This window comes from Pseudomonas sp., from assembly GCF_049590575.1.
In the GTDB taxonomy this organism is placed as follows: domain Bacteria; phylum Pseudomonadota; class Gammaproteobacteria; order Pseudomonadales; family Pseudomonadaceae; genus Aquipseudomonas.
In genome coordinates, this window is the sequence record NZ_JBAWDE010000353.1 from 15,068 (window position 1) to 39,184 (window position 24,117).

The 24,117-nt window shown below is 61.0% G+C and carries 20 protein-coding genes and 1 other RNA gene; 5 read left to right on the forward strand and 16 right to left on the reverse strand.

The genetic code is table 11. The features are described 5' to 3' along the window. Positions 1-2 precede the first annotated feature (2 nt). From mraY to rsmI, 9 genes are all read right to left on the reverse strand, one after another. The gene (gene mraY, locus WBR57_RS24260; RefSeq protein ID WP_424087347.1) at positions 3-1,085 is read right to left on the reverse strand and encodes a phospho-N-acetylmuramoyl-pentapeptide-transferase; all 1,083 of its coding nucleotides are present in this window, start codon (positions 1,083-1,085) and stop codon (positions 3-5) included. Then, on the reverse strand, positions 1,085-2,455 hold the full coding sequence (locus WBR57_RS24265) for a UDP-N-acetylmuramoyl-tripeptide--D-alanyl-D-alanine ligase (RefSeq protein WP_424087349.1): 1,371 nt from the start codon (positions 2,453-2,455) through the stop codon (positions 1,085-1,087). The genes mraY and WBR57_RS24265 overlap by 1 nt, the downstream gene beginning before the upstream one ends. Beyond that, a complete protein-coding gene (locus WBR57_RS24270) occupies positions 2,448-3,911 on the reverse strand; it encodes a UDP-N-acetylmuramoyl-L-alanyl-D-glutamate--2,6-diaminopimelate ligase (protein WP_424087351.1) in 1,464 nt (487 codons plus the stop codon). Before WBR57_RS24270 ends, WBR57_RS24265 begins: the two co-directional genes overlap by 8 nt. Further along, a complete protein-coding gene (locus WBR57_RS24275; protein ID WP_424087379.1) occupies positions 3,911-5,653 on the reverse strand; it encodes a peptidoglycan D,D-transpeptidase FtsI family protein in 1,743 nt (580 codons plus the stop codon). The genes WBR57_RS24270 and WBR57_RS24275 overlap by 1 nt, the downstream gene beginning before the upstream one ends. Further along, positions 5,653-5,946 carry a cell division protein FtsL gene (gene ftsL / locus WBR57_RS24280; RefSeq protein WP_424087354.1) on the reverse strand — a complete coding sequence of 98 codons (294 nt, stop codon included), beginning with the start codon at positions 5,944-5,946 and terminating at the stop codon, positions 5,653-5,655. The genes WBR57_RS24275 and ftsL overlap by 1 nt, the downstream gene beginning before the upstream one ends. Next, complete coding sequence (gene rsmH / locus WBR57_RS24285; protein WP_406979564.1) at positions 5,943-6,890, reverse strand: 16S rRNA (cytosine(1402)-N(4))-methyltransferase RsmH; 948 nt, start codon at positions 6,888-6,890, stop codon at positions 5,943-5,945. The genes ftsL and rsmH overlap by 4 nt, the downstream gene beginning before the upstream one ends. Beyond that, positions 6,887-7,342, reverse strand: coding sequence for a division/cell wall cluster transcriptional repressor MraZ (mraZ, locus tag WBR57_RS24290; RefSeq protein ID WP_003171868.1), 456 nt, complete (start codon positions 7,340-7,342; stop codon positions 6,887-6,889). Before mraZ ends, rsmH begins: the two co-directional genes overlap by 4 nt. Before the next feature lie 355 nt (positions 7,343-7,697). Further along, positions 7,698-8,051: RNase P RNA component class A (rnpB, locus tag WBR57_RS24295), an RNA gene on the reverse strand. A 95-nt stretch (positions 8,052-8,146) separates the two neighbouring features. Further along, positions 8,147-9,052 carry a 16S rRNA (cytidine(1402)-2'-O)-methyltransferase gene (gene rsmI / locus WBR57_RS24300; RefSeq protein WP_424087356.1) on the reverse strand — a complete coding sequence of 302 codons (906 nt, stop codon included), beginning with the start codon at positions 9,050-9,052 and terminating at the stop codon, positions 8,147-8,149. Between the two features lie 176 nt (positions 9,053-9,228). On the opposite strand from rsmI, the gene WBR57_RS24305 reads away from it, so the two are divergent. From WBR57_RS24305 to WBR57_RS24320, 4 genes are all read left to right on the forward strand, one after another. Further along, positions 9,229-11,040 (forward strand): penicillin-binding protein activator, encoded by a 1,812-nt coding sequence (locus WBR57_RS24305; RefSeq protein ID WP_424087358.1) that lies wholly within the window; start codon positions 9,229-9,231, stop codon positions 11,038-11,040. Next, the gene (locus tag WBR57_RS24310; protein WP_424087360.1) at positions 11,040-11,411 is read left to right on the forward strand and encodes a YraN family protein; all 372 of its coding nucleotides are present in this window, start codon (positions 11,040-11,042) and stop codon (positions 11,409-11,411) included. The genes WBR57_RS24305 and WBR57_RS24310 overlap by 1 nt, the downstream gene beginning before the upstream one ends. 92 nt (positions 11,412-11,503) lie before the next feature. Continuing rightward, entirely contained in the window at positions 11,504-12,097 is a 594-nt protein-coding gene (locus tag WBR57_RS24315) for a phosphoheptose isomerase (RefSeq protein WP_100941292.1), read from the forward strand. Then, the gene (locus WBR57_RS24320) at positions 12,094-12,675 is read left to right on the forward strand and encodes a BON domain-containing protein (RefSeq protein ID WP_424087362.1); all 582 of its coding nucleotides are present in this window, start codon (positions 12,094-12,096) and stop codon (positions 12,673-12,675) included. Before WBR57_RS24315 ends, WBR57_RS24320 begins: the two co-directional genes overlap by 4 nt. A 69-nt stretch (positions 12,676-12,744) precedes the next feature. Here the strand turns inward: WBR57_RS24320 and WBR57_RS24325 are convergent, their stop codons facing one another. From WBR57_RS24325 to WBR57_RS24355, 7 genes are all read right to left on the reverse strand, one after another. After that, complete coding sequence (locus WBR57_RS24325; protein ID WP_424087364.1) at positions 12,745-13,521, reverse strand: OmpA family protein; 777 nt, start codon at positions 13,519-13,521, stop codon at positions 12,745-12,747. A gap of 186 nt (positions 13,522-13,707) precedes the next feature. Then, positions 13,708-14,352 (reverse strand): MBL fold metallo-hydrolase, encoded by a 645-nt coding sequence (locus tag WBR57_RS24330; protein ID WP_424087366.1) that lies wholly within the window; start codon positions 14,350-14,352, stop codon positions 13,708-13,710. 92 nt (positions 14,353-14,444) lie between these two features. Further along, positions 14,445-17,174, reverse strand: a complete 2,730-nt coding sequence (locus WBR57_RS24335) for a LuxR C-terminal-related transcriptional regulator (RefSeq protein WP_424087368.1) — start codon at positions 17,172-17,174, stop codon at positions 14,445-14,447. 250 nt (positions 17,175-17,424) lie between these two features. Next, positions 17,425-18,789 (reverse strand): DUF1329 domain-containing protein, encoded by a 1,365-nt coding sequence (locus tag WBR57_RS24340; RefSeq protein ID WP_424087370.1) that lies wholly within the window; start codon positions 18,787-18,789, stop codon positions 17,425-17,427. 28 nt (positions 18,790-18,817) lie between these two features. Beyond that, the gene (locus WBR57_RS24345; RefSeq protein ID WP_424087372.1) at positions 18,818-20,716 is read right to left on the reverse strand and encodes a DUF1302 domain-containing protein; all 1,899 of its coding nucleotides are present in this window, start codon (positions 20,714-20,716) and stop codon (positions 18,818-18,820) included. Between the two features lie 330 nt (positions 20,717-21,046). Further along, entirely contained in the window at positions 21,047-22,729 is a 1,683-nt protein-coding gene (locus WBR57_RS24350) for a fatty acid--CoA ligase (RefSeq protein ID WP_424087374.1), read from the reverse strand. 131 nt (positions 22,730-22,860) lie between these two features. Continuing rightward, positions 22,861-23,493, reverse strand: coding sequence for a LysE family translocator (locus tag WBR57_RS24355; RefSeq protein WP_016978297.1), 633 nt, complete (start codon positions 23,491-23,493; stop codon positions 22,861-22,863). A gap of 84 nt (positions 23,494-23,577) precedes the next feature. On the opposite strand from WBR57_RS24355, the gene WBR57_RS24360 reads away from it, so the two are divergent. Beyond that, on the forward strand, positions 23,578-24,117 hold a 540-nt coding region (locus WBR57_RS24360), incomplete at its 3' end, for an NAD(P)-dependent oxidoreductase (protein ID WP_424087376.1).

Genomic DNA, 24,117 nt, shown 5'->3' on the forward strand with positions numbered 1-24,117 from the left:
TTCTACCTCAGTTTCAGGGTGGCAAGGCCGACCAGTACCAGAATCACGGTGATGATCCAGAAACGGACGATCACGCGTGGCTCGGGCCAGCCCTTGAGTTCAAAGTGGTGGTGAATCGGCGCCATGCGAAACACGCGGCGTCCGGTCAATTTGAAGGAAGCCACCTGGATGACCACCGACAGGGTTTCCATCACGAACACACCGCCCATGATGAACAACACGATTTCCTGGCGAACGATCACCGCGATGGTGCCCAGGGCCGCGCCCAGCGCCAGTGCGCCGACGTCGCCCATGAAGACTTGCGCGGGGTAAGTGTTGAACCACAGGAACCCCAGGCCGGCGCCGATCAGCGCGCCGCAGAACACGATCAACTCACCCGCGCCCGGTACATACGGAATCAGCAGGTATTCAGCGAATTTCACGTTACCCGACAGGTAGCAGAAGATGCCGAGTGCGCCGCCGACCATCACCGTCGGCATGATCGCCAGGCCATCGAGGCCGTCGGTCAGGTTCACCGCGTTGCTGGAGCCGACGATCACGAAGTAGGTCAGCACCACGAAGCCGATGCCCAGGGGAATGCTGGCGTCCTTGAGCATCGGGATGATCAACGTGGTTTCCACCGCACTGGGCGCGGTGGTGTACAGGAAGATCGCCGCGCCGAGGCCGAACACCGACTGCCAGAAATACTTCCAGCGGCTTGGCAGCCCCTTGGAGTTTTTCTCGATCACTTTGCGGTAGTCATCCACCCAGCCGATGGCGCCGAACAACAGGGTCACCAGCAGCACGGTCCACACATAGCGGTTGTAGAGGTCGGCCCAGAGCAAGGTGCTGATGCCGATGGACGACAGAATCAGCGCGCCGCCCATGGTCGGGGTGCCGGATTTGGACAGGTGCGACTGCGGACCGTCATTACGAACCGATTGACCAATTTGCAGGTTCTGCAGCGTGCGGATCATCCACGGCCCCAGGAACAGCGACAAACACAACGCCGTCAGCACACCCAGGATCCCGCGCAGGGTCAGGTACTGAAAGACCGCGAAGCCTTTGTGGAACTGTTGCAGATACTCAGCCAGCAGCAGCAGCATTAATGTTTCTCCGTACTTGAACCGCACAGTGCCGCGACGACGTTTTCCATCACCGCGCTGCGCGATCCCTTGATCAAAATGGTTGTGTGTGGGTCTTGTTCAGTCACGCCCAGCGCCTGGATCAGCTCGGCCTGGGTGGCGAAGTGCCGCGCGCCGAGGCCAAAGGCGTCGACCGCGTGGGCCATGTTCGGGCCGACCGCGTAGAGCGCATCGACCTTGCTGGCGGCATAAGCGCCGACTTCGCGATGGCCTTGCTCAGCCCAGTCGCCCAACTCGCCGATGTCGCCGAGCACCAGCACCTTGCGCCCGGCAAAGCCCTTCAACAGGTCGACCGCAGCATTAATGGAGGACGGGTTGGCGTTGTAGGTGTCATCAATCACGCGCATGCCGTTGGTCGCCAGTTGCGCCACGGTGCGGCCCTTAACCGGCTGCAACGCGCCCAGACCGGTGGCGATACCGAACAGCGACACGCCCAGGGCGTATGCAGCAGCGGCAGCGGCCAAAGCGTTGGCGACGTTATGGTTGCCCAACAGATTCAACTGCACAGGCTCGCTGCCTTGCGGGGTGTGCAAGGTAAAGGACGGGCAACCACGCGCATCGACGGTAATGTCGCTGGCATGGAAATCGGCTGCGGCGTTCTGCACGGCAAACGTCAGGACCTTGCGACCGGCGGCGCGTACACGCCAGGTTTCGAAGGCCTTGTCGTCAAGATTCAGCACAGCGGTGCCCGAGGCATCGAGACCTTCAAGGATTTCGCCCTTGGCTTCGACGATTTTTTCCGGGCCGCCGAACTCGCCTACGTGGGCGGTGCCGGCGTTGTTGATGATCGCCACGTGGGGCTTGGTCAGCGCCACGGTGTAGGCGATTTCGCCGATACGTGAAGCGCCCAGTTCGATCACCGCCGCCGTGTGCTCCGGGGCCAGTTCGAGCAGGGTCAGCGGCGCGCCGAAATCATTGTTCAGGTTGCCACGGGTTGCAAGCACCGGACCGCGTGTGCGCAGGACACCGGCGAGCAATTCCTTGACCGTGGTCTTGCCGCTGGAACCGGTGACGGCCGCAACGGGCTGGGTGAATGCGGCACGGTTCAACGCACCCAACTGGCCCAAGGCCAAACGGGTATCCGCAACCTGCAACTGCGGCAGAGCGGAGTCCGTGACTTCACGCTGCACCAGGGCACCCACGGCACCTTTGGCGGCGACGTCATTCAGGTAGTCGTGGCCGTCAAAACGCGGACCGGTCAGCGCGACAAACAGCTGTCCTGGCTTGATGTTGCGGCTGTCGATACTGACGCCGTCGAAGCTGCAATCACTCGACACCACACGGGCGGACAGGGCCTGGGTCAGTTCGCTGAATTTCATCGCCTTAAGCATGGGCGACCTCCCAGGCGGTCAGGGCGTGATCAGCCTCGACCAAGTCGGAAAAGGCATGCCGCTCGCCGTTGATTTCCTGGTAATCCTCATGACCTTTACCGGCCAGCACCACCACGTCGTCAGCGCTCGCGCTGGCGATCAATTGGGCAATCGCTGCGCCGCGACCGGCAACAAAAGAGGCCTTGGAAGCGTCTTGAAAGCCGGCACGGATGTCGTCGAAAATCTGGCTCGGGTCTTCGCTGCGCGGGTTGTCGTCGGTGACGAGCACGCCATCGGCCAGGCGCTCGACGATCTCGGCCATCAGCGGGCGCTTGCCGCGATCACGATCACCGCCACAGCCGAACAGGCACAGCAGCTTGCCCTTGGCGTGCGGGCGCAGGGCCTCGAGGACTTTTTCCAGGGCGTCCGGCGTGTGGGCGTAATCGACCACCACCAGCGGCTGTGTGCCGCCACCCAGGCGCTGCATGCGCCCGGCCGGGCCTTCCAGCTTGGGCAGCACACGCAGGATTTCGTCGAGGGCGTAATCCAGGCCGAGCAAGGCACCGATGGCGGCAAGCACATTGCTCAGGTTGAAACGACCGAGCAAGGCACTGCGCAAATGGTGCTCGCCCTGCGGCGTCACCAGCGTGGCGCGCACGCCTTCGTCATTGAATTGGGCTTCGCGGCAATACAGGTACGCGCTGGAATCTTCCAGGCTGTAGCTGATCAGGCGCGCTTCGCTGTCTTCGCCTGCCAGCTGGCGGCCGAATGCGTCGTCCAGGTTGACCACCCGGCACTTCAAGTCATTCCAGGCGAACAGCTTGGCCTTGGCGGCGGCATACGCCTGCATGGTGCCGTGGTAATCGAGGTGATCGCGGGACAGGTTGGTCATCACCGCCACGTCAAAGGCCAGCGCGGTGACGCGGCCCTGGTCGAGGCCGTGGGACGAGACTTCCATGGCAATCGCCTTGGCACCGGCCTTTTTCAGGTCGGCCAGGGTCGCTTGCACGGCGATAGGGTTCGGCGTGGTGTGCATGCCGCTTTGCAGCGCGCCATAAAAACCGGTGCCCAGGGTACCGACGATGCCGCAGTGCTGGCCCAGCAGGTCAAGCGCTTGCGCGACAAGCTGGGTCACACTGGTCTTGCCGTTGGTGCCGGTCACGCCGACCAGGTTCAAGTGACGGCTCGGGTCGCCATAGAAGCGCCCGGCAATGTCCGACAGCTGCGCAGCCAGGCCTTTGACCGGAATCAGCGGCACGTCGGTGATCGGCAGCACGGTGGCGCCTTCCACTTCATAAGCCACGGCCGCCGCACCGCGTCGCAGGGCGTCGGCGATATGTGCACGGCCATCGTACTTGCCGCCAGGCACCGCGAGGAACAGGTCACCGGCGCGTACATTACGGCTGTCCAGGCTCAACTCGCGGATCAACAAATCGCGGCCGGCGTGGGCAAAAATCTTGTTCAGGCTAAGAGACATCAGCCACGCCCTCCATTGGCTTTTACCGCAGCGGCCGGTGGTCCGGCGTTCGCTTGTTGGGTCGGCGGCAGGTTGTCCGGCGTGATATTCATCAGGCGCAGGGTGCCGGACATCACTTTGCTGAACACCGGCGCCGACACCAGGCCACCGAAGTAGCCCGCTTTACTCGGTTCATCGATCACTACAACGATTGCGTAGCGAGGGTCGCTCATTGGGCCGAAACCGGCGAACAACGAGCGATAGGAGTTTTCTGCATACCCCTTGGTGCCCACTGATGTCTTACGGGCGGTACCGGACTTGCCTGCCACGTGATAAGCCGGCACCTGGGCGCGGAATACGCCACGCGGGGCTTCGATCACTTGTTGCAGCATGCCTTGCATGGTCTTGGCGACGTTTTCCGGGATCACCTGGGTGGCTTTCGGGGCTTCGTCGACGTGGATCAGGCTCAGTGGAACCATGCGGCCATTATTGGCCAATACAGAGAAAGCATGGGCCAATTGGATCGCGGTCACCGACAGGCCGTAACCGTAGGAAAGCGTGGCGGTCTCGGCTTTTTTCCAGTCGCGGTAGTTCGGCAGGTTACCCACGCGCTCGCCTGGGAAGTCGAGGCCGGTGGGTTGCCCCAGGCCGATTTTCTGCGCCAGGTGGTAGATGGTTTCGCCGCCGATATCAAAGGCGACCTTGCTCATGCCCACGTTACTGGAGTTGATCAGGATACCTGTCAAATCCAGCACCGGACCTTCGGTGCGGGACACGTCACGAATGGTGTATTTGCCCAACTGCAAAGTGCCCGGATACACCTCGACCTTGTCGCTCGGCTTCCAGCGCCCGGTCTCCAGGGCGGCACTCATGGAGATGGCTTTCATGGTCGAACCCGGCTCGAACACGTCGATCATCGCGCGGTTGCGCATCATCGCCGGTTGCAGGTTGCGACGGTTGTTCGGGTTGTAGGTCGGCTGGTTGACCATGGCGAGGATCTCGCCGGTCTTGACGTCCATGATCACCAGGCTGCCGGCCTTGGCGCCGTTCTCGATGATCGCGTTACGCAACTCGCGGTTGGCCAGGTATTGCAGGCGCAGGTCAATCGACAACGCCAAGGGCTTACCGGCCTTGGCGTTCTTGGTGACTTGGACATCCTTGATCAACCTGCCGCGCCGATCCTTGATGACTTGTCGCTTGCCGGGAACCCCGGCCAGCCATTCATCGTAGGCCAGCTCTACGCCTTCGCGGCCGTGGTCATCAATGTCGGTAAAACCCACCATGTGCGCGGTGGTTTCACCGGCCGGATAGAAACGACGGAATTCCTCGATGCCGTAGACACCGGGGACTTTAAGGTCGAGCACTTGCTGACCCTGTTCAGGCGTCAAGCCACGAACAAGGTAGATGAATTCTTTGTTGGCCTGGGCCTCAAGGCGTTCGGCCAAGGCTTTCGGGTCCTGGCCCAGGGCGGCAGCCAGCTGTGGCCACTTGTCCTTGGCCACCTGCAATTCCTTGGCGTTGGCCCACAAGGTCGTCACCGGAGTACTGACGGCCAGAGGCTCGCCATTACGGTCGGTAATCAACCCACGGTGCGCAGGAATAGGAATATGCCGCAGGCTACGGGCGTTGCCCTCGCCGATCAGGAAGTCGCGGTCGACCACTTGCAGGTCGATGATGCGCCAGGCGATCGCGCCCACCATCAAGGCCAGCAAGCCGAGCATCAGGCGGAAGCGCCATGGGTAGAGCGCGCCTTCAAGCTTCATCATGGCGCCACCATGCGAACTTCGGCCGCGCCCGGAATGTGCATTTTCAGCTGTTCGGTAGCCAGCACTTCGATACGGCTGTGGGCCGTCCAGGTGCTTTGCTCAAGGATAAGCCGGCCCCATTCCGCCTGCGCCTTATCGCGCACGCTCAACTCCCCGTACAGGGTGTTGAGCAGCTGGCGGTTGTAGTGCGCGCTGTAGGACACCGCAATCGCGGAGATCAGCACGCCTACAAACATCAGCAACATAAAGAAGCTGCCGCCCGGGAGGGGCTTGGCGAAAAGCTTGCTCACCGCAACTTCTCCGCGACACGCATGACGGCGCTGCGGGAACGTGGGTTGGCCTTGAGTTCAGCTTCGGAAGCGAACTGCGCTTTGCCATGGATTTTGATTTTCGGCACAAAGGCTTCGAAACGTACCGGCAAGTTGCGCGGCAGGTTGTCGGACTCGCCCTTGACCAGACGGCGCATGAACAGTTTGACGATGCGGTCTTCGAGGGAGTGGAAGCTGATCACCACCAGGCGCCCACCCACTTCCAGCGCCTCGAGGGCAGCCTCCAGGCCAGCCTCCAGGTCGCCCAATTCGTTGTTGACGTGAATACGCAGGCCCTGGAATGCGCGGGTCGCCGGGTTCTTACCCTTTTCCCAGGCGGGGTTGGCGACCTTGAGCACTTCGGCGAGGTCGGCGGTGCGTTCGAACGGCTGGATTTCACGGCGTTCGACCACGGCACGGGCCATGCGGCCGGCGAAGCGCTCTTCACCGTATTCCTTGAACACGCGAGTGATTTCTTCGTGTGGCGCGGTGGCGATGAACTCGGCTGCGCTGATGCCACGGGTCGGGTCCATGCGCATGTCGAGCGGGCCATCGTTCATGAAACTGAAGCCGCGCTCCGGGTCGTCAAGCTGTGGCGAAGACACGCCCAGGTCGAGCAAAACCCCGGCCACCTTGCCTGCCATGCCGCGCTCGGCGACTTCGGCACCCAGCTCGGCAAAGCTGCGCTGCACAACGACAAAGCGGCCGTCTTCGGCCGCTAGCGCTTGCCCGGTGGCAATCGCTTGGGGGTCTTTGTCGAACCCGAGGAGTTTACCGTCGGGCCCGAGCTGGCTGAGTATCAGCCGGCTATGCCCGCCCCTGCCGAACGTGCCATCCAGATAGCAGCCATCCGCACGTACGGCGAGAGCCTCAACGGCTTCGTCAAGCAGTACGGTGATGTGGTTAAAGCCGCTATCAATAGTCACAGGATCAAATCACGCAGTTCATCAGGCATAGCGCCCGGTTGTTGAATAGCAGCCAGGTCAGCTGCAGAAACAGCATCCCAGGCATCTTCGTCCCACAATTGGAACTTGTTCAGTTGGCCGACCAGCATTGCGCGCTTATCCAGCTTGGCGTACTCGCGCAAGCGCGGTGGCACCAGGAAACGACCACTGCCATCGAGCTCGAGGTCGACGGCATTACCAATCAGCAAACGCTGCAGGCGGCGGTTTTCTTCACGCAATGAAGGCAGGGCGCGCAACTTGGTTTCAATCAACTCCCACTCGTCGAGTGGGTAAACACATAAACAAGGGTCAACGGCATCGATGGTGATGATCAACTGCCCGGAACTTCGCGAAATCAGCTCGTCACGATACCGGCTCGGCATAGCGAGACGGCCCTTTGCATCGAGACTGATAGCGTTAGCTCCGCGAAACACAGATGCGTTTCTCCAAATTTTAGCGTTTTACGTTCAAAAAACCCACTTTGTGCCACTTTCCGCCACTTGCGCACACTATAGGAATGCGCCCACCACACCGTCAAGGCGCGGATTCACGGAAAAGCCTTACAGAACGGAGATTTAGGAGCGTAAAGGGAGGAGAAATCAGAGTTCGACGATGTTTTTGGCCCAGCAAGCGCAGATGGCTCAAAGAGCTATGGCTGAAAGTTAAAGTGATTTATCAAGAGTAAGATTTTTTTGGTATTACGAAGATGCATCTGCCAATGATTTGGCAGGGAGGGATTCTTGCGTTATTACCGGGTTTCTGTCCGAGATTCGGACAAAAGGAAAAAAGGTGGAGAGTCGATCTGTAAGCCGGGTTCTGTCTTGAACAGTCATTCGTCTACGATGGCCATCACTGGACATCTTTAGCAACCTACCCGGTCCCAGCGCGGGCCACGCCTTGGGACCCTATTTGGTCTTGCTCCAAGTGGGGTTTACCTAGCCACGAACTGTTGCCAGCCGTGCGGTGCGCTCTTACCGCACCTTTTCACCCTTACCGGCACCGAAGTGCTTAGGCGGTTATTTTCTGTGGCACTTTCCGTAGGCTCACGCCTCCCAGGCATTACCTGGCACTTCGCCCTATGGAGCCCGGACTTTCCTCCCCCCCCTAATTTTCATAGAAGGCAGCGACTGTCCAATCGACTCTCCGCCGCGCAGGTTAACGGCACGGCGGCCTCAGGACAAGTAGTAAAGTGCAGCATTGCCATTACGGCCAGACGAGATACCGGTTTAATCGCGGAACTATTCGTCTTTCTGCTTATCCAGCGCAGCCTGATACAAGAGGTTCTTGCGCACACCGGTGATTTCCGCCGCCAGGGCCGCGGCACGCTTGAGCGGCATGTCCTTGAGCAACAGGTCCAGGATGCGCATCGCCTCGCTGCCCACCGCATCTTCGCTTTCCGGCGCAGCCCAGCCCGCCACCAGCACCACGCACTCACCGCGCTGCTGGTTGCTGTCGCCTTCGACGAATGCGCGCAGTTCTTCCAGGGGCAGGCCCTTGAGGGTTTCGAAGGTCTTGGTGATCTCGCGCGCCAGCAGCGCCAGCCGCTCACCACCGAAGACCAGCTCCATGTCTTGCAGGCACTCAAGGATGCGATGAGGGGCTTCGTAGAAGATCAGCGTGCGCGGCTCTTCCTTTACCGCCTGAAGACGCGCGCGGCGCCCTACAGCCTTGGCCGGCAAAAAACCTTCAAAAATAAAACGGTCCGAGGGCAGCCCCGCCGCCGACAATGCAGCGATCAGCGCGCACGCGCCAGGAACAGGCACTACATTGATACCAGCGGCCCGCGCCTGGCGAACCAGATGATAGCCGGGGTCGGAGATCAGCGGGGTGCCCGCGTCGGAGATCAACGCCACATCATCGCCCGCCAGCAAACGCACGATGAAACGGCTGCCTTCTTCGCGCTCGTTGTGCTCGTGGCAGGCCGCCAGCGGGGTACTGATACCGAAATGTTGCATCAACCGCTGGGAGTGCCGCGTGTCTTCGGCCGCGATCAATTTAACGTCGCGCAACACTTTCAGCGCCCGTGCGCTGATGTCGTCCAGGTTGCCAATGGGCGTCGCCACGACAAAAAGCGAGCCTGCAGTGGAATTCAAAGGACCTGGAGCAGTCAAAACGCACACCTCGATGGTTGGGAAAAGTCGCATTGTAGCGCGTAGACGCCTTGATACTATGCCGCCGAAGTCGATGTACCTCCAACCGCCGATAGCCGTTTGCAGCACTTGCACGACCTAAATCAACGGTTTCACGCCAGTAACATCGCGCCTGGGCCAGTGCTTGGGTACAATTCCACGCTAATTTGATCGGTATCAGGAACACTTACATGATCGCTTGCCTGCGGCTGCTCTCCGCCCTCTGCCTCGCTGCCTTGCTGGCCGCGTGTGCCAGCTCGCCCTCGTCCAGCCTTGGCGACCTTCCACGGACCCCGGACGCCAGTATCGAGCAACTGCTCGAACAGGCCACTACCGCCGATACGCCAGAAAAGGCCGCCTTGCTGCGCCTGAGTGCGGCTGATATGGCCTACAAGCAGAACAACCCTGCTCGCTCGGCGCAGATCCTGGCGCAGGTGCCCTTGAATGCACTCAAGCCGGCGCCGCAGGTGTTTGCCAGTACCCTGGCCGCCGAACTGGCCATGGCGCGCAATCAGCCAAAGGCTGCCTTGACCGCACTGAACCATCCGAGCTTGCAAAACCTCAAGGACCTGCCGGCGGAACAGCAGATCCGCACCGGCACCGTGCACGCTCGCGCGTATGAAGCTGACGGCCAGACCCTCGCCGCCGCCCGCGAGCGCGTGGCCATGGCCCCGCTGCTGACCGGCGACGCGGCCACCAGCAACCACGAAGCCATCTGGACACTGATCGCCGCCCTGCCGGCCGAGCAGCTGCAAGCCAGCGGCAACCCGGTACTTGATGGCTGGATCACCCTGGCCCAGGCCGTCAAGGGCGCCGGCACGCTTGAGCAACAACAGGCCGCCATCGACACCTGGCGCGCGCAGAACCCGGGTCACCCGGCTGCCGTCCAATTGCCGACGCCGCTGACCAAGCTCAAGGAACTGGCCAGCCAGCCCCTGAACAAGATCGCCCTGCTGCTGCCTCAAGACGGCGCGCTGGCTTCCGTCGGCAAGGCCTTGCGTGAAGGTTTCATGGCCGCGCACTACCAGGCGGAACAAGCCGGGCAGAAGCCGCCGGTCATCGAGTTTTATGACAGTTCGCGCCTGAACTCCATGGACGAGTTCTACGCAAAGGCCCAGGCCGCTGGCGTGCAAATGGTCGTCGGCCCGCTGGAGAAGCCGCTGGTCAAACAGCTCAGCACGCGCCCCCAGTTGCCGATCCCGACCCTGGCCCTGAACTACAGCGAGACCGATCAAGGCCCACCGCAATTGTTCCAGTTCGGCCTGGCCGCTGAGGACGAAGCCCGCGAAGTATCGCGCCGCGCCCGTGCCGATGGCCTGCACCGCGCTGCCGCCATGGTGCCGCGTGGTGAATGGGGTGAGCGTGTGTACAAGGCTTTCCGCCAGGATTGGGAAGCCAACGGCGGCACCGTGGTAGGTGTCGAGTACGTCGACCAGCCCGTCGCCCTGGCCCAGCAAATTGCCGACCTGTTTCAACTGCGTAAAAGCGAAGGTCGCGCCAAGAGCCTGCAAAACACGGTCGGCACCGACGTAGCGGCACAGCCGTCGCGGCGCCAGGATATCGAGTTCATTTTCCTGGCTGTTACGCCGCAACTGGCCCAGCAGATCAAGCCGACCCTGAACTTCCAATACGCAGGTGACGTACAGGTTTACGCGACCTCCCACGTATTCAGCGCGAGCGGTGACAAGAACCAGTATCTGGACATGACCAACGTGATGTTCTGCGAAACCCCTTGGCTGCTCAACACCACCGACCCGCTGCGCAACCAGGTTGCCGCGCAATGGCCGCAAGCCAATGGCAGCCTCGGCCGCCTGTACGCGATGGGCGTCGACGCCTACCGCCTGGCGCCACGCCTGGGCCAGCTCAAGGCCCTGCCGGACACTCGGGTTGATGGCCTTTCGGGCAGCCTGGGGATCAGCGCCAACCAGCGCGTCGATCGCCAGTTGCCATGGGCCAAGTTTGTCGGCGGTGATATCCAACGCCTGCCGGACACCCCGCGCTGATGCCCGAGCGGTCCAGCGCACAAAGCGGCAAGGATGCCGAACTTCACGCTCTGAAATACTTGCAACAACAGGGTCTGCGCCTTCTGGCGCAGAACTGGTTGTGTAAACGCGGCGAGCTTGATCTGGTCATGCTTGACGGCGATACAGTAGTATTCGTCGAAGTCCGCTACAGAAAACACGCACAATGGGGTGGCGCGCTCGCCAGTATCGACGGGCGCAAGCGTCAGAAGCTGATACTCGCCGCGCAGTATTTCCTGCTCAAAGAGCATCGCTGGGCCGAGTCCCCCTGCCGTTTCGATGTGGTTGCCATAGAAAGCACACCGGCAGGCTTTGCTGATCTGAACTGGCTCAAAGATGCGTTCGACAGCTGATTCGCCGGGCATTTTCACCACACACTTTTGCTCTTTGCTTTGCGGGCTGCACATTCCTGTGCCAAACAGCCGCGCTACTTAAGGTCACACAGATGGACATGCAATCCCGAATTCGCCAGCTTTTCCAGGCCAGCATCGACACCAAGCAACAGGCGATGGACGTACTTGCACCGCACATCGAGCAAGCCAGTCAGGTCATGGTCAATGCCTTGCTCAACGAGGGCAAAATGCTTTCGTGCGGCAACGGCGGTTCGGCCGGCGATGCCCAGCACTTCTCGTCCGAGCTGCTCAACCGCTTCGAGCGCGAGCGCCCGAGCCTGCCGGCCATCGCCTTGACCACCGATTCGTCGACGCTCACCTCGATCGCCAACGACTACAGCTACAACGAAATCTTCTCCAAGCAGATCCGCGCCCTGGGCCAACCCGGCGATGTGTTGCTGGCGATTTCTACCAGCGGCAACTCGGCGAACATTATTCAAGCGATCCAGGCCGCACATGATCGCGAAATGATTGTCGTAGCATTGACCGGCCGCGACGGCGGCGGCATGGCCTCGCTGCTGCTGCCTGAGGACGTGGAGATTCGCGTCCCGGCCAATGTCACTGCACGTATTCAGGAAGTCCACCTGCTGGCGATCCACTGCCTGTGCGATCTGATCGACAGCCAACTGTTCGGGAGTGAAGAATGACCGTTAAACGTCTCAGCCTATTGGCTATTGCGCTGTGCCTCGGCATCAGCGGTTGCAGCACGGCCATCACCGCGACACGAGACACCCCCATTCAGGATGACAAGGGTACCCGCACCTTCGGCAGCAAGATTGATGACTCGCTGATCGAAACCAAAGTGGAAGTGAACGTCGCCAAGGCCGCCCCGGATCTGGGCAACGGTGCCTCGCGCATCGTCGTGACCAGCTTCAACGGTGTGGTGCTGCTCGCTGGCCAAACCCCGCGCGCCGACCTCAAGGCCCAGGCCGAACAGGCCGCCTCGGCCGTACAGCGGGTCAAGAAAGTACACAACGAATTGCAGGTGATGGACCCGATCACCCTGCTGGCCATCAGCAACGACGCCTTGCTGACCACCAAGATCAAGGCACAGATGCTGACCGATAACGCGATTCCCGGTTCGCGCATCAAAGTCGTTACCGACAACGGCATCGTTTACCTGATGGGCCTGCTGACCCAGGCAGAGGCAACCCGTGCATCCAACCTGGTGCAAGGCGTGTCGGGCGTGCAGAAAATCGTGAAGGTGTTCGAGTACATCGACTGATGTAACCGAAAGCCACAAAAAAGGGCGCCGTGCATTGACTGCACGGCGCCCTTTTTTATGCGCGGATGTTTACTGGTACTGCGAGTACGGGTTGCCCTGGAACTGGTTGTTCTGTTGCGGCGCCTGCTGTTGCTGGGCGTTTGGCTGGCCGTATTGCTGGCCGGGGATCGGGCCGAGGTTCACCTCTACGCGACGGTTCTGGGCACGGCCGTTGACGTCGGCATTGCTGGCAATCGGGTTATCCGGACCGGCACCACGGGCGCTCAGGTTGGCCGCGCTGACACCTTGGGAAGTCAGATAGTTGGCCACGCTCTGTGCGCGACGCTGCGACAGGTCCATGTTCAGCTGGCGGCTGCCGGTGCTGTCGGTGTAACCCACGATCTGGATGGTGTTCTGGTTGAACTGCTTGAGCGAGTTCGCCAGGTTGTTCAGCGGCTGGTAGAAGCTGCTGGAAATCGCGTCCGAGTTAGTCGCAAAGGTGATGTTGCCCGGCATGATCAGCTTGATCTGGTCGCCTTGGCGCTGAACCTCAACCCCGGTATTGGCCATGCTTTCGCGCAGTTTCTTTTCCTGCTGGTCGGCGTAGTAGCCATAGCCCGCAGCGCCGATACCGGCGATAGCACCACCGATCAACGCGCCCTTGCCACGGTTGTTATGGTCGATGGCGGCGCCTGCCAATGCACCCGCCAGGGCACCCAGGCCACCGTATTTGGCGGTTTTGCTGATACCGCCGGAGCCATTACTGGCCTGGCCCTGGCTGCTGCCGTCATACGGATTAGGCGAAGCACAGCCAGACAACAGGGCTACGGCAGTAGCGACAACAAGCAGACGACGCGAAGTGAACATGAGGGGAGCTCCTACTTTTGCATTCTGTGGTGCAAAGGACATTGGCAATAGACCTGTGCCGAGTTTGGAACGTGACAAACGGTAAAAATTCCGTGGCCGCGCGCTGGCCGATCACAAAACACTGGCCACCAGTCCTGTTACAGAAACCGTAGCAGACTGATCCTGAATGCGGCCTGAGTTTTTCCGTCACGCCTTTACAAACGGGTTCTCACGCATCTCGTCACCCAAAAGCGTATCCGGCCCGTGCCCTGTCACTACGGTCGCGCCTTCATCCAGGGTATACAGCCGCTGTTTGATCGAGCGCACGATAGTCGCCTGGTCCCCGCCCCACAAATCCGTACGCCCCACGCCCCGTCGAAACAACGTGTCGCCAGCAATCAGCAGCTTGGCATCGGCAAACCAGAAACTCATCGAGCCCGGCGTATGCCCCGGCGTATGCAAGGCCACCCCGCAACCGCAGGCCAATTCCTCATCGTGTTCCAGCCAGCGATCCGGCGACGGTACTGGCGTATACGGCACACGAAACATCTGACACTGCATCTCCAGGTTATCCCACAGAAACTGGTCCTCCTTGTGCAAGTGCAGGGTAGCGCCGGTCTTCTCTTTCAACTGGCCCGACGCCAGGAAGTGATCGAGATGAGCATGGGTATGAATGATGCTCACCACTTTCAGACCCATCGCGTCGAGGCGTGCGAGGATCAGCTCATGATTGCCGCCGGGATCGACCACGATGGCTTTTTTTGTGATGGGGTCGCCGATGATCGTGCAGTTGCACTGCAAGGGGCCGACGGGGAAGGTTTCGCGGATAAGTGTCGGCTTGGCGGCGCTCATGAACGGTCCTCTGGTGCAATTCAATGTGGTTTTTGATTGCATCATTAAAACAGACTGGGACTGTTTCGCAGATCAGCGCGAGCAGACGCGCGCTAACCAATCAACCTCAACTCCTGCGCCCGCGCCACCGCCTGGGTGCGCCGCTCCACGCCCAGCTTGCTGTTGATATGGCTCGCGTGAGTCTTGACCGTGTGCAGGGAGATGAACAGCCGGTTGCTGATTTCCTGGTTGGAGCAGCCTTGAGCGATAAGCTGCAGTACCGCCAGCTCACGGGCACTCAAGGTTTCGTGATTGGGTGCGGTTTCCACCACGGCGACCGCAGGCAGTTGCGCCAAAAGGCTCTGGTTCAGCAAGCCATGGGGATCTTTGCCAAGCTGCTCGCGCATCCAATCCGGGAAGTGCTCCAGCAGCCGCTGGAACGGCTGCAACGCGCCGCCCGCCCCCGCCTCAAGCGCCTGGGCCAGCACCGGCCGAGCCTTGGCTTCGTGGCCGCAGTCCAACAGTAACTGCGCCTGTTGGGTAAGGGCCATCAGGGCAATCATTTGGCGTCCGCTGTTTCGGGCCTGTTGCGCCAGCGCTTGGAGCCGCTCAAGAGCGGCATCGGGTTGATGGCGCGTGGCATCCAGGGCCGCCTGTTGCAACCCGATATGTTGCGGCAGGTGTGGATGAAATTCCGGCGCGGCGGCGGCCTGTTCGCCGTTGTAGGTTTGCCCCAGGCGGGTCAGCCAGGCGTCGGCCAGGTCGGTGCGGGCCTGGGCCAGCCATAACTCGCATTTGATCAGGGTGATCATTGCCAGGTAGTAGATCGGCGGCACGTCCCAGATGTGCATCAGGCGTTCGGCCTCGGCCAGCTCCGCGAATGCTTTGGGGAAGTCACTGCGCCGCCCCTCGAAGCTGGCGATCACGCAATGCCCGATCAGCACACTGATGTCACGGCAAGCACGGGCTTCGGCGAGGCCGGCGCGCAAGCGGACAAGGCCGGCTTCGGGCTGCAAGCGCACCAGCAGCAAGTAACCTTCGTAAAGCGACAAGCGCGCGCGCACCGCGTACAAGCGCTGCGGCGCCAGGCCATGCAGGCGTTGCAGGCCCTGGCGCACCTCATCCAGGGAACGCAGGATTTCCCCGCGCGCCTGCAATACCCGTGCACGGTCGTAATGGGCCAGAGCCTCGAACAACGGGTTGCCAACACGCTGCGCCAACTCCAGGGATTCGCGATTCAAGCCCCGGGCGCGCCACAGATCGCCATCCACGATGGCCAGGTTGGACAAGGTCGACAGGCACATCAGGCGTTGGCCGTAGCGCCGTTGCGGCAGGCTCTCCAAGGCCTCGCTGCAATAGCGTTGCGTCAGCCCTCTATCGCCGCGTCCGCGCGCGATGATCCCGCTCAGCGCCAGCCACTGGGCCAACATCGATTTTTGCGCAGTGGCTGACGGTGCCGGCAAAAAACGGCTGAGGTAACCTGACAGCTCCTCCGCCGCGTCCAACTGACAAGCCAGGCCCAAGGCCCAGCTATACAGCACGATCAAACGCGGCGTGCTGATCAGCAGGCTGTCGGGCAAGTCCATTTTCCAGCGCAGCAACATGCCGACATTTTGCTCGGCCAGCAGTTGCTCTTCGGACAGGTTTTGCACCAGGTTGGCGGCCACGTCCAGATGGCCGGCGCGCAAGGCCTGCTCCACCGCCTCATCGATCAAGCCCTGGGCATTGAACCAGCGACAGGCGCGCAGGTGCAGGCTGGCCGCCGGCAGCACATTGCTGCTGGCGCGCCGGGTGCGCAGCAGGTCGGAAAACAGATGGTGATAGCGAAACCATCGGCCCTGCTCGTCCAGCGGCACCAGGAAAACCTGGTGCGATTGCAGGTAACGCAGGATCTCGGCGCTGTCATGAGCTTCACGTACGGCGTCGCACAGCTCACTGCAAAAACGGTCCTGGGGCGCGGTGTCGTACAAAAACGCCTGGACTTCCACCGGCAGGCAGTCGATGACTTCTTCAAGCAGGTAATCGCGGATCAGCCCTTCCCCACCGTGCAGGCTCTGCGGCAAGGCGCTTTCATTGCCCGCTTCGGACGCGGCCAGCAACCAGAAGCGCAGGCCGGCGACCCAGCCTTCGCTGCGCCGGATCAGGTTGTCGAGCGCCTCGCCACGCAGGGAACTGCTGTGACGGTCCAGTACAGCCAGGGATTCGGCATGGGTCAGGCGCAGGTCCTGTTCGTGCAGTTCAAGCAAATGCCGCGACAGGCGCAAGCGCGCCAGGTGCCAATCGGGGCGCTGGCGGCTGGTGACCAGCACCACCAGCCCATCAGGCAAATGATTGAGGAAAAACTGCAGGCAGCGATCCAGCACCGGTCCCTGGGCCAGATGGTAGTCATCCAGCACCAGCAGCAGCGGCGCGCGGGCGGACAGGTACAGGGTCAGCTCATCGAGCAGGCCGTCGAGCCATTCTTCAAAGGCGAAAGGCTGGTGACGCTGGCGCATTTTCAGCAGGCCCAGGGATTGGGCGCCGAGCTGCGGGAAATACTGCTGTAAACCGTCGAGCAGGCGTTCGAGGAAACGCCCTGGGTCGTTGTCCCGCGGGCTCAAGCCCAGCCACAGGCTTTGCCAGTGAGCAGGCAGGCTTTGGCAGAATTCCACCGCCAACGAGCTCTTGCCGAACCCGGCCGGTGCGCTGACCAGCAACAGTCGCCCGTCCAGCCCGGCCGCCAGCCGTTCACACAGGCGCGGCCGCAGCACATAGCCGTCGGGCAGTGGTGGCCTGTAGAAGCGACCTTCCAGGGTCGGAATCACCGCGCTGGCAGGCCCTTGGATTCGAGACAGATCAGTCATCGCCGGGCTCTTGTAGAAGGCTGTTGTCGGCATTGCAGATGTCCGCAGACTAGCGGTAAAAGGCACACCTTTGTAGACCTTTGCAACAATTGACCGGAAAGAACTGCGACAAAAAATCTCCCCCGAAGCACAGCGCAAACAAAAGTGGGAGGGGGTTTACCCCCGATAGCGGTGGATCAGTCGATGATTGAGTGACTGATCCACCGCGATCGGGAGCAAGCCCCCTCCCACATTGTCGAGCTGGCGCTGTTTAGCGAACACCGTCCTGGCGCAGGGCCGCGGGGGTGAAGTCGCTGGTGGTGGCGGTGAAGCCGAAGTCATAGGCCTGCCTCTCTTCGTTCTTCATGCCCAGCGCCAGGTAGCGGCCGGATTGCAGGTCGTAGAGGGTTTCCAGGGCGTACCACGGCACTTGCTTGTCGTAGTAGTTCTCGGCATGGGCTTCGGCGACACGCCACAGTTGGCCACGACCGTCGTAGTGGTCGATCACCGCGGCTTGCCAGGTGTCTTCGTCGATAAAGAAGTCACGCTTGGCATAGATGTGGCGCTGGCCTTCCTTCAAGGTCGCGACCACGTGCCAGACACGGCGCAGCTCGTAGCGGGCCAGGTCCTGGTTGATATGGCCGGCCTTGATGATGTCGGCGTACTTGAGCTTCGGATCGTCGATCTTGTAGCTGTTGGAGGCGATGTAGATTTCCTTCTTGCCTTCCAGTTTCCAGTCGTAGCGATCCGGCGCGCCGTTGTACATGTCGAGGTTGTCGGAGGTGCGCAGGCCATCGGCGGCGGTCCCCGGCCCGTCATAGGACACTTGCGGCGCCCGGCGCACACGGCGCTGGCCGGCGTTGTAGACCCACGCCGAACGTGGCTCCTTCACTTGGTCGAGGGTTTCGTGCACCAGCAGCACGCCACCGGCCAGACGCGCCGGCGCGGTCACTTGCTGCTTGAAGTAGAACAACACGTTGCCCGGGTTTTTCGGGTCGAAGTCCTTCATCTTGTCGCGGAATACGAACTGGTCCTTGAAATACACCAGGCTGAACGAGCCGTTGGTTTGCGGCGTGGCCTGGGTCACCAGGCGGGTCACGCTGCCGCCGCGATAACGGGTGATGTGGTTCCAGATCACCTCCACGCCGCTTTTCGGAATCGGGAACGGCACTGCAGTCTCGAAGTTTTCCAGGCCGTTGCCGCCGGACACCAGGTTGGTGGTGGTGGCGTTCTTCTTGATGGAGGCGAACACATCAGCCGGCACGGTAGCGCCGCGATGGGTCGGGTAGACCGGCATCTTGAAGGTCTCCGGGTAACGCTTGAACATCGCGTATTGCCCCGGCGCCAGCTTGTCTTTGTATTGCTCCACGTTCGCTGCGGTGATGGTGAACTGCGGTTGCTCGCTGGCATACGGGTTGGCCAGGAAACCACGGGCATCCACCGCGCCGGCGTTGGTGGGCAGCGGCGACCATTTAGGGATGGTGCCGGCCGCATTACCGGCCATTTCGGCGCCCATCGGGGTCAGGGTGGTACCCAGCTTGGCCGCTTCATCCGCCGAGACCGCCGCCATGACGTTGGTCGCCAGGATCGACAGCCCAAGCACACCTACGTGCAACAGACTTTTAGTTATTTTCATGTTCTGGTTCTTCCTGAAATACATTCGCTTAGAAGTTCACGCCGACGCTGAGAGCGACGAAATCGCGGTCATCCACAGTGCTGAAATCACCCCCGAAGAAGTTGGTGTAGTTCAAGCTGGCGGTGTAGGTGTTCTGGTATTCGGCATCCAGACCAAGGCTGACGGCTTTGCGGCCTTCTTCGAAGTTGCCGCCAGGGCCCGGCGAGTAACCTTTCACATCGTGGGACCAGGCCACGCTGGGTTTCAGGTTGACGCCGGCGAAGACATCCGGGTATTCCCAGATTGCACGCCCGCGATAGCCCCAGGAGGTGGCTGTGGTGAAACCATCGTTGTTACAGTTCTTGGCGACGTTGCTGGCATCCGCCCCTGGGCCCGCACCACCGATGGTGCTCGGGTTGAGGATTTGCGAACAGGTATTGCGACCACCCGTCGGCAACAAAGCACCAGGGCCGAACACCGGATCACGCCCGTAACGAACATCAGACTTGCTCTCAAGACCACCGACATGGGTGACACCCAGCTCACCCACCAGGGTCAAGCGACTGGCGCCCATGACCTGATCAAAAAAGTGCGTCAGGGTGGTCTGGAACTGAGTGATTTCCTTCCGACGATAGCCATTCAAGTCCTGGCCAGGCGTGCCACTTAACAGCGAGGCATTACCCAGGCCAAACGCTGGCGGAAGGTTGCGTACACCGGCGTACAGAATGTCGGTGGTATTCAGTTGCACTGGAGCATTTGGCCGGTAGCTCACTTCACCGCTCCAGGCCGTACCGGTAGGCAGCGTGGTAGAGAAGCTCAACCCATAAAGACGAATGTCTTCGGGATATTCAACGAAGTATTTTGAGTTGCCTGCGATGAAAACCGGCGCCAACTGGCCAAAGGCAGGTGCCGCGGCATACGCAGAGGCAGGGGCAGACGTGGCACTGAAAATCGGTGCCCGGCTGTGATAATTCATGAAATAGGCACCGAACTCAGTATCGAGCGGCTCGAAGTTGTAGTGCATCGCGACGCCAAACTGCCCGCTGTCGCGCGCATCCCGGTCACCGCCGCGACGCACCAGGGTGCCCTCTTCGTTGACGTCCATACCACGTGCATCGAACGCCGCCAACGCGCCTCGCCCCGCCGCGGTGGCCGCGATGGTGGAACGCTTGGCAAGCAGACGCAGGTTGTCGTTGCAACCATCGGAAATCACGTCCGGCTGCGAAAAGAACGTACCGCAGTTATCGGTAACCGTCTGGTCCCATTCCAACTGGTAGAACGCTTCGGCGGACAAGTTATCGGTCAACGTCTGCGACACATAGAACATGTTGACCGGAATCAGGCCTTCTTTGATTTCGGCACCGGGACGACGGAATGCAGACACGTCGATCGGGTTGACGGAGTTGATACCGCCGCCGATAAAAGTACTCTCACCCCAGCTCACGACTTGCTTACCTAACCGCACGGAGCCCGGCTGATCGGCAATGGCGTAGTTGTGATAGACAAATGCATCAAGGATCTGCCCGCCGGAGGATTTGGCGCCTTCCTTACGGTTACTGTCGCTGATGTCCTTGAACTCGCGGCTCTCGTCCTTGAGTTCGAAGTCATACCAGTACTTGCCCCGGACAAACACACCGGTATCGCCGTATTTCAGTTCAAGGTCATGGATCCCCTTGAAGATCTTCGAGAATGTTTCACCACGCTTGAAGTTAAGGTGGCCGTCATCGGAAGTCTGGGACAAGCCTGCCCCGCCGTTGTTTACGCCGATCAGATCCTTATTGGGCTTGGCAGTACCCCAGCTCGCACCCACGGAAAGAGACGAGTCAAAACTCCCTTCGATTTCACCGATATTGAAACTGACGCCGAATGCGGGCCCGGCGAGCGTAGAGGCGAGACTGACGGCCAGGGGCAGTTTTGCCCGGCGCCAGAACTGGTTTACTGAGGTCATCGACGCTACTCCATGTGCATTATTGTTATGGCAGTGAGTTTTTTCTGTGATGCGTGTAACGGCCGGAATACAACGATTCCAATGCCGCTCGGCAGCCGAGCCCCCATGGCTCGTAGCGGAACATCCGTGAAAAACTCTGGGTGGGACTATAGCCAGCAGGGGGTACCGCTTGATCCCTCTAAAGTGTGATTTGCATCACCAACCCGTCTGCCACAGCCCTTTCGCCATGTCGGCGAGGACCGACGCGGCAAGGATGGCTGAAATTTGGCAAATCACAAGTGAAGCCGCGAGATAGAGCATTGCCGCGCCTTTCGGGCGCGGCCGATCAGCTCAGAGGGTGGAGAGGAATGTGCTGTTGTTGGCTTGCCACTCAATGATGTCGATGCGGATACGTTTTTTGTCGAGTTTTCCTACACTGGTCTTGGGAATTTCCGTAACAACCGCGATCTGGCTTGGAATCGCCCACTTGCTCAAATGGCCCAACTCCACAAACGGCTTGAGATGCTCCTTGAGCTCGCGGGCCCCTATCACATGGCCATCATGGACCACCAGCAACGCAAACGGGCGCTCGCCCCACTGCGGGTCGGCGATGCCCACCACCGCTACTTCGCGTACCGCCGGGTGACGGCTGACCAAGTCTTCGAGGGCCAGGGAGGAGATCCACTCGCCGCCGGTCTTGATCACATCCTTGATGCGGTCGCGGATGTCGATCACGCCAAAGGCATCCAGGGTCGCCACATCGCCGGTGTGCATCCAGCCACCGGCCCACAGTTCAGCGCCCTTTTGCGGCTCGTTGAAATAACCTTCGCTGAGCCACGGCGCACGCAGCACCAGTTCACCCTGGGACTCGCCATCGGAGGGCAGGAAGTTACCCTCGCTGTCGACAATCGCCGCGTCCACCAAAGGCCCCGGCACACCGGCCTTGATCCGATACGTGGTGCGCTCGTCCTCGCTGCCGGCCATCAGTTCGTCGTTGAGGTGAGCACAGGACACCAGCGGCCCGGTCTCGGACATGCCGTACGCCGCGGTCAGCTGAATCCCACGTGCCTTGGACGCTTCGTACAGCGAACGATTGAGGGCGCTGCCGCCAATGACGATTTTCCAGCCGGCGAAATCCACGCCTTGGGCGGCCTTGGCGTTGAGCAGCATTTGCAGGATGGTCGGCACACAGTGCGAGAAGGTGACCTTCTCCTTGCGCCACAGCGCCACCAGGTACTCAGGGTCGTAGCGGCCGGGGTAGACCTGCTTCAAGCCCAGCATGGTCGCCACATACGGCAGGCCCCAGGCGTGCACATGGAACATCGGGGTGATCGGCATGTACACGTCGTTGGTGCCGAGCAGGCGCACGCTGTCGATGCTGCCCATGATGGTCGCCACGCCGATGGTGTGCAGCACCAGTTGCCGGTGGGTGAAATACACGCCCTTGGGGTTGCCGGTGGTGCCAGTGGTGTAGAAGGTGGTGGCGACGGAGTGCTCGTCGAAGTCCTGGAAGTCGTACTTCGGGCTGGCGGCGGCCAGCAGGGTTTCATACTCACCGACCAGGTCAGGCAGCTCGGCGGTCTTGGCCTCGGCGTCGGTCAGCAGCAAGGTCTTTTTCACCGTGGTGAGTTGCCCGGCGATGGCCTGGTAGAGCCCCACGAACTCGCTATTGACCAGCACAAAGCGGTCCTCGGCGTGGTTCATGGTGTAGAGAATCTGTTCCGGCGACAGGCGCACGTTGATGGTATGGATCACGGCGCCAATCATCGGGATGGCGAACATGCATTCCAGGTAGCGGTGGCTGTCCCAATCCATCACCGCCACCGTGTCACCGGCCTTGACCCCCGCCTCGGTCAATACGTTGGCCAGACGGGCGACGCGCTCGATCAGGGTCGGGTAGGTGTAACGCAGCTGGTCGCGGTAGACGATTTCACGGGTCTTCTCGTAACGGGTCCCGGACATCAACAGGCGTTTGATCAACAGCGGGTATTGGTACGCACCTTCGGCGGGCGGGATAACACGGGTCTGCAACATACGAATCCCTTTTTATGACTGCACAGTCTTGGCTTGAAGCACTGCACTGTAGAGACCTTATGTGTCAGCTAAATCAGCCAAAGGAATGATTTGCCGACCCCGTGAATGCTAGCTTTGCGCCAGCATTCGGCCTATTTCATGCTGGTAAACGCCAGCTTCACACCGATGGCAATCAACACTGCGCCCATGGTGCGGTCGAACCAATGACCCATGCGCGCAAAGCCAGCACGCACGCGCTGTTGGCTGAACAGCATGGCCACCAGGCAGAACCACAACGCCGTCGCCACGGCGAGGTACACGCCGTAACCGGCCTGGATCGCCAGCGGCGTGTGCGGGTTGATCACCACCGTGAACAACGACAGGAAGAACAGCGTGGCCTTGGGGTTCAAGCCATTGGTCACGAAACCTGCGGTAAACGCGCCGCGCGGAGTGCGCTCGCCGGCTTCGCGGTGCAACTCGCCCTCGGCGACAGGCTTGGCCGGCTGCGCGCGCAGGGCCTTGAAGCCGATGTACAGCAAGTACGCGGCCGCCGCCCACTTCAACGCGTTGAACAGCACAATCGATTGCGACACGATCAAGCCGATACCCAGCAGCGAGTAGCCCACATGCAGGAAAATCGCCGAGCCCACACCCAGCGCGGTCCACGTCCCCGCGCGGCGACCATGGGTAACACTTTCGCGCACCACTACGGCGAAATCCGGGCCGGGGCTGGCCACCGCCAGCAAGTGAATCAAGGCTACGGTCAAAAACTCGGCGGCGTACATGCTCACTCCATTAAGTAACTGATTATTTCATCTGATAGGCTCGGCAGATTACGCCTTCGAACCCAGTCGCAAAAGGTACAGTTGATGACGAACAATCGCCGCGCCGTCTTCCTTGATCACCCATCCCTTGACCTGGGGGACCTCGACCTCAGCGAGCTGCGCAACAGCTTCAGCGATCTCCAGTTGTTCTCCGATACCACGCCGCAGAATGTGGTGGAACGCGTGCAAGGCGCCGATGTAGTCATCAGCAATAAAATCGCGCTCAATACTGAAACCCTCGAAGCGTGCCCCGAGCTCAAGCTGATCCTCGTGTCGGCCACCGGTACCAACAACGTCGACCTCGCCGCCGCCCGCGCCCATGGCATCACCGTGAGCAACTGCCAGGGCTACGGCACGCCGTCGGTGGCGCAGCACACGATCATGCTGCTGCTCAACCTGGCGACGCGCTTGAAGGACTATCAGCGCGATGTGACGGCCGGCAAATGGCAGGAGGCCAAGCAGTTCTGCCTGCTGGACCACCCGATTGTCGAGCTGGAGGGCAAAACCCTGGGCCTGCTCGGCCATGGCGAACTCGGCGGCGCCGTGGCGCGCCTGGCCGAAGCCTTCGGCATGCGCGTGCTGCTG

Coding starts and splice junctions, on each gene's coding strand:
- mraY (WP_424087347.1), bottom strand. CDS start 1,085: ATGCTGCTGCTGCTGGCTGAGTATCTGCAACAGTTCCACAAAGGCTTC.
- WBR57_RS24265 (WP_424087349.1), bottom strand. CDS start 2,455: ATGCTTAAGGCGATGAAATTCAGCGAACTGACCCAGGCCCTGTCCGCC.
- WBR57_RS24270 (WP_424087351.1), bottom strand. CDS start 3,911: ATGTCTCTTAGCCTGAACAAGATTTTTGCCCACGCCGGCCGCGATTTG.
- WBR57_RS24275 (WP_424087379.1), bottom strand. CDS start 5,653: ATGAAGCTTGAAGGCGCGCTCTACCCATGGCGCTTCCGCCTGATGCTC.
- rsmI (WP_424087356.1), bottom strand. CDS start 9,052: ATGCGACTTTTCCCAACCATCGAGGTGTGCGTTTTGACTGCTCCAGGT.
- WBR57_RS24305 (WP_424087358.1), top strand. CDS start 9,229: ATGATCGCTTGCCTGCGGCTGCTCTCCGCCCTCTGCCTCGCTGCCTTG.
- WBR57_RS24310 (WP_424087360.1), top strand. CDS start 11,040: ATGCCCGAGCGGTCCAGCGCACAAAGCGGCAAGGATGCCGAACTTCAC.
- WBR57_RS24315 (WP_100941292.1), top strand. CDS start 11,504: ATGGACATGCAATCCCGAATTCGCCAGCTTTTCCAGGCCAGCATCGAC.
- WBR57_RS24320 (WP_424087362.1), top strand. CDS start 12,094: ATGACCGTTAAACGTCTCAGCCTATTGGCTATTGCGCTGTGCCTCGGC.
- WBR57_RS24325 (WP_424087364.1), bottom strand. CDS start 13,521: ATGTTCACTTCGCGTCGTCTGCTTGTTGTCGCTACTGCCGTAGCCCTG.
- WBR57_RS24330 (WP_424087366.1), bottom strand. CDS start 14,352: ATGAGCGCCGCCAAGCCGACACTTATCCGCGAAACCTTCCCCGTCGGC.
- WBR57_RS24335 (WP_424087368.1), bottom strand. CDS start 17,174: ATGACTGATCTGTCTCGAATCCAAGGGCCTGCCAGCGCGGTGATTCCG.
- WBR57_RS24340 (WP_424087370.1), bottom strand. CDS start 18,789: ATGAAAATAACTAAAAGTCTGTTGCACGTAGGTGTGCTTGGGCTGTCG.
- WBR57_RS24345 (WP_424087372.1), bottom strand. CDS start 20,716: ATGACCTCAGTAAACCAGTTCTGGCGCCGGGCAAAACTGCCCCTGGCC.
- WBR57_RS24350 (WP_424087374.1), bottom strand. CDS start 22,729: ATGTTGCAGACCCGTGTTATCCCGCCCGCCGAAGGTGCGTACCAATAC.
- WBR57_RS24355 (WP_016978297.1), bottom strand. CDS start 23,493: ATGTACGCCGCCGAGTTTTTGACCGTAGCCTTGATTCACTTGCTGGCG.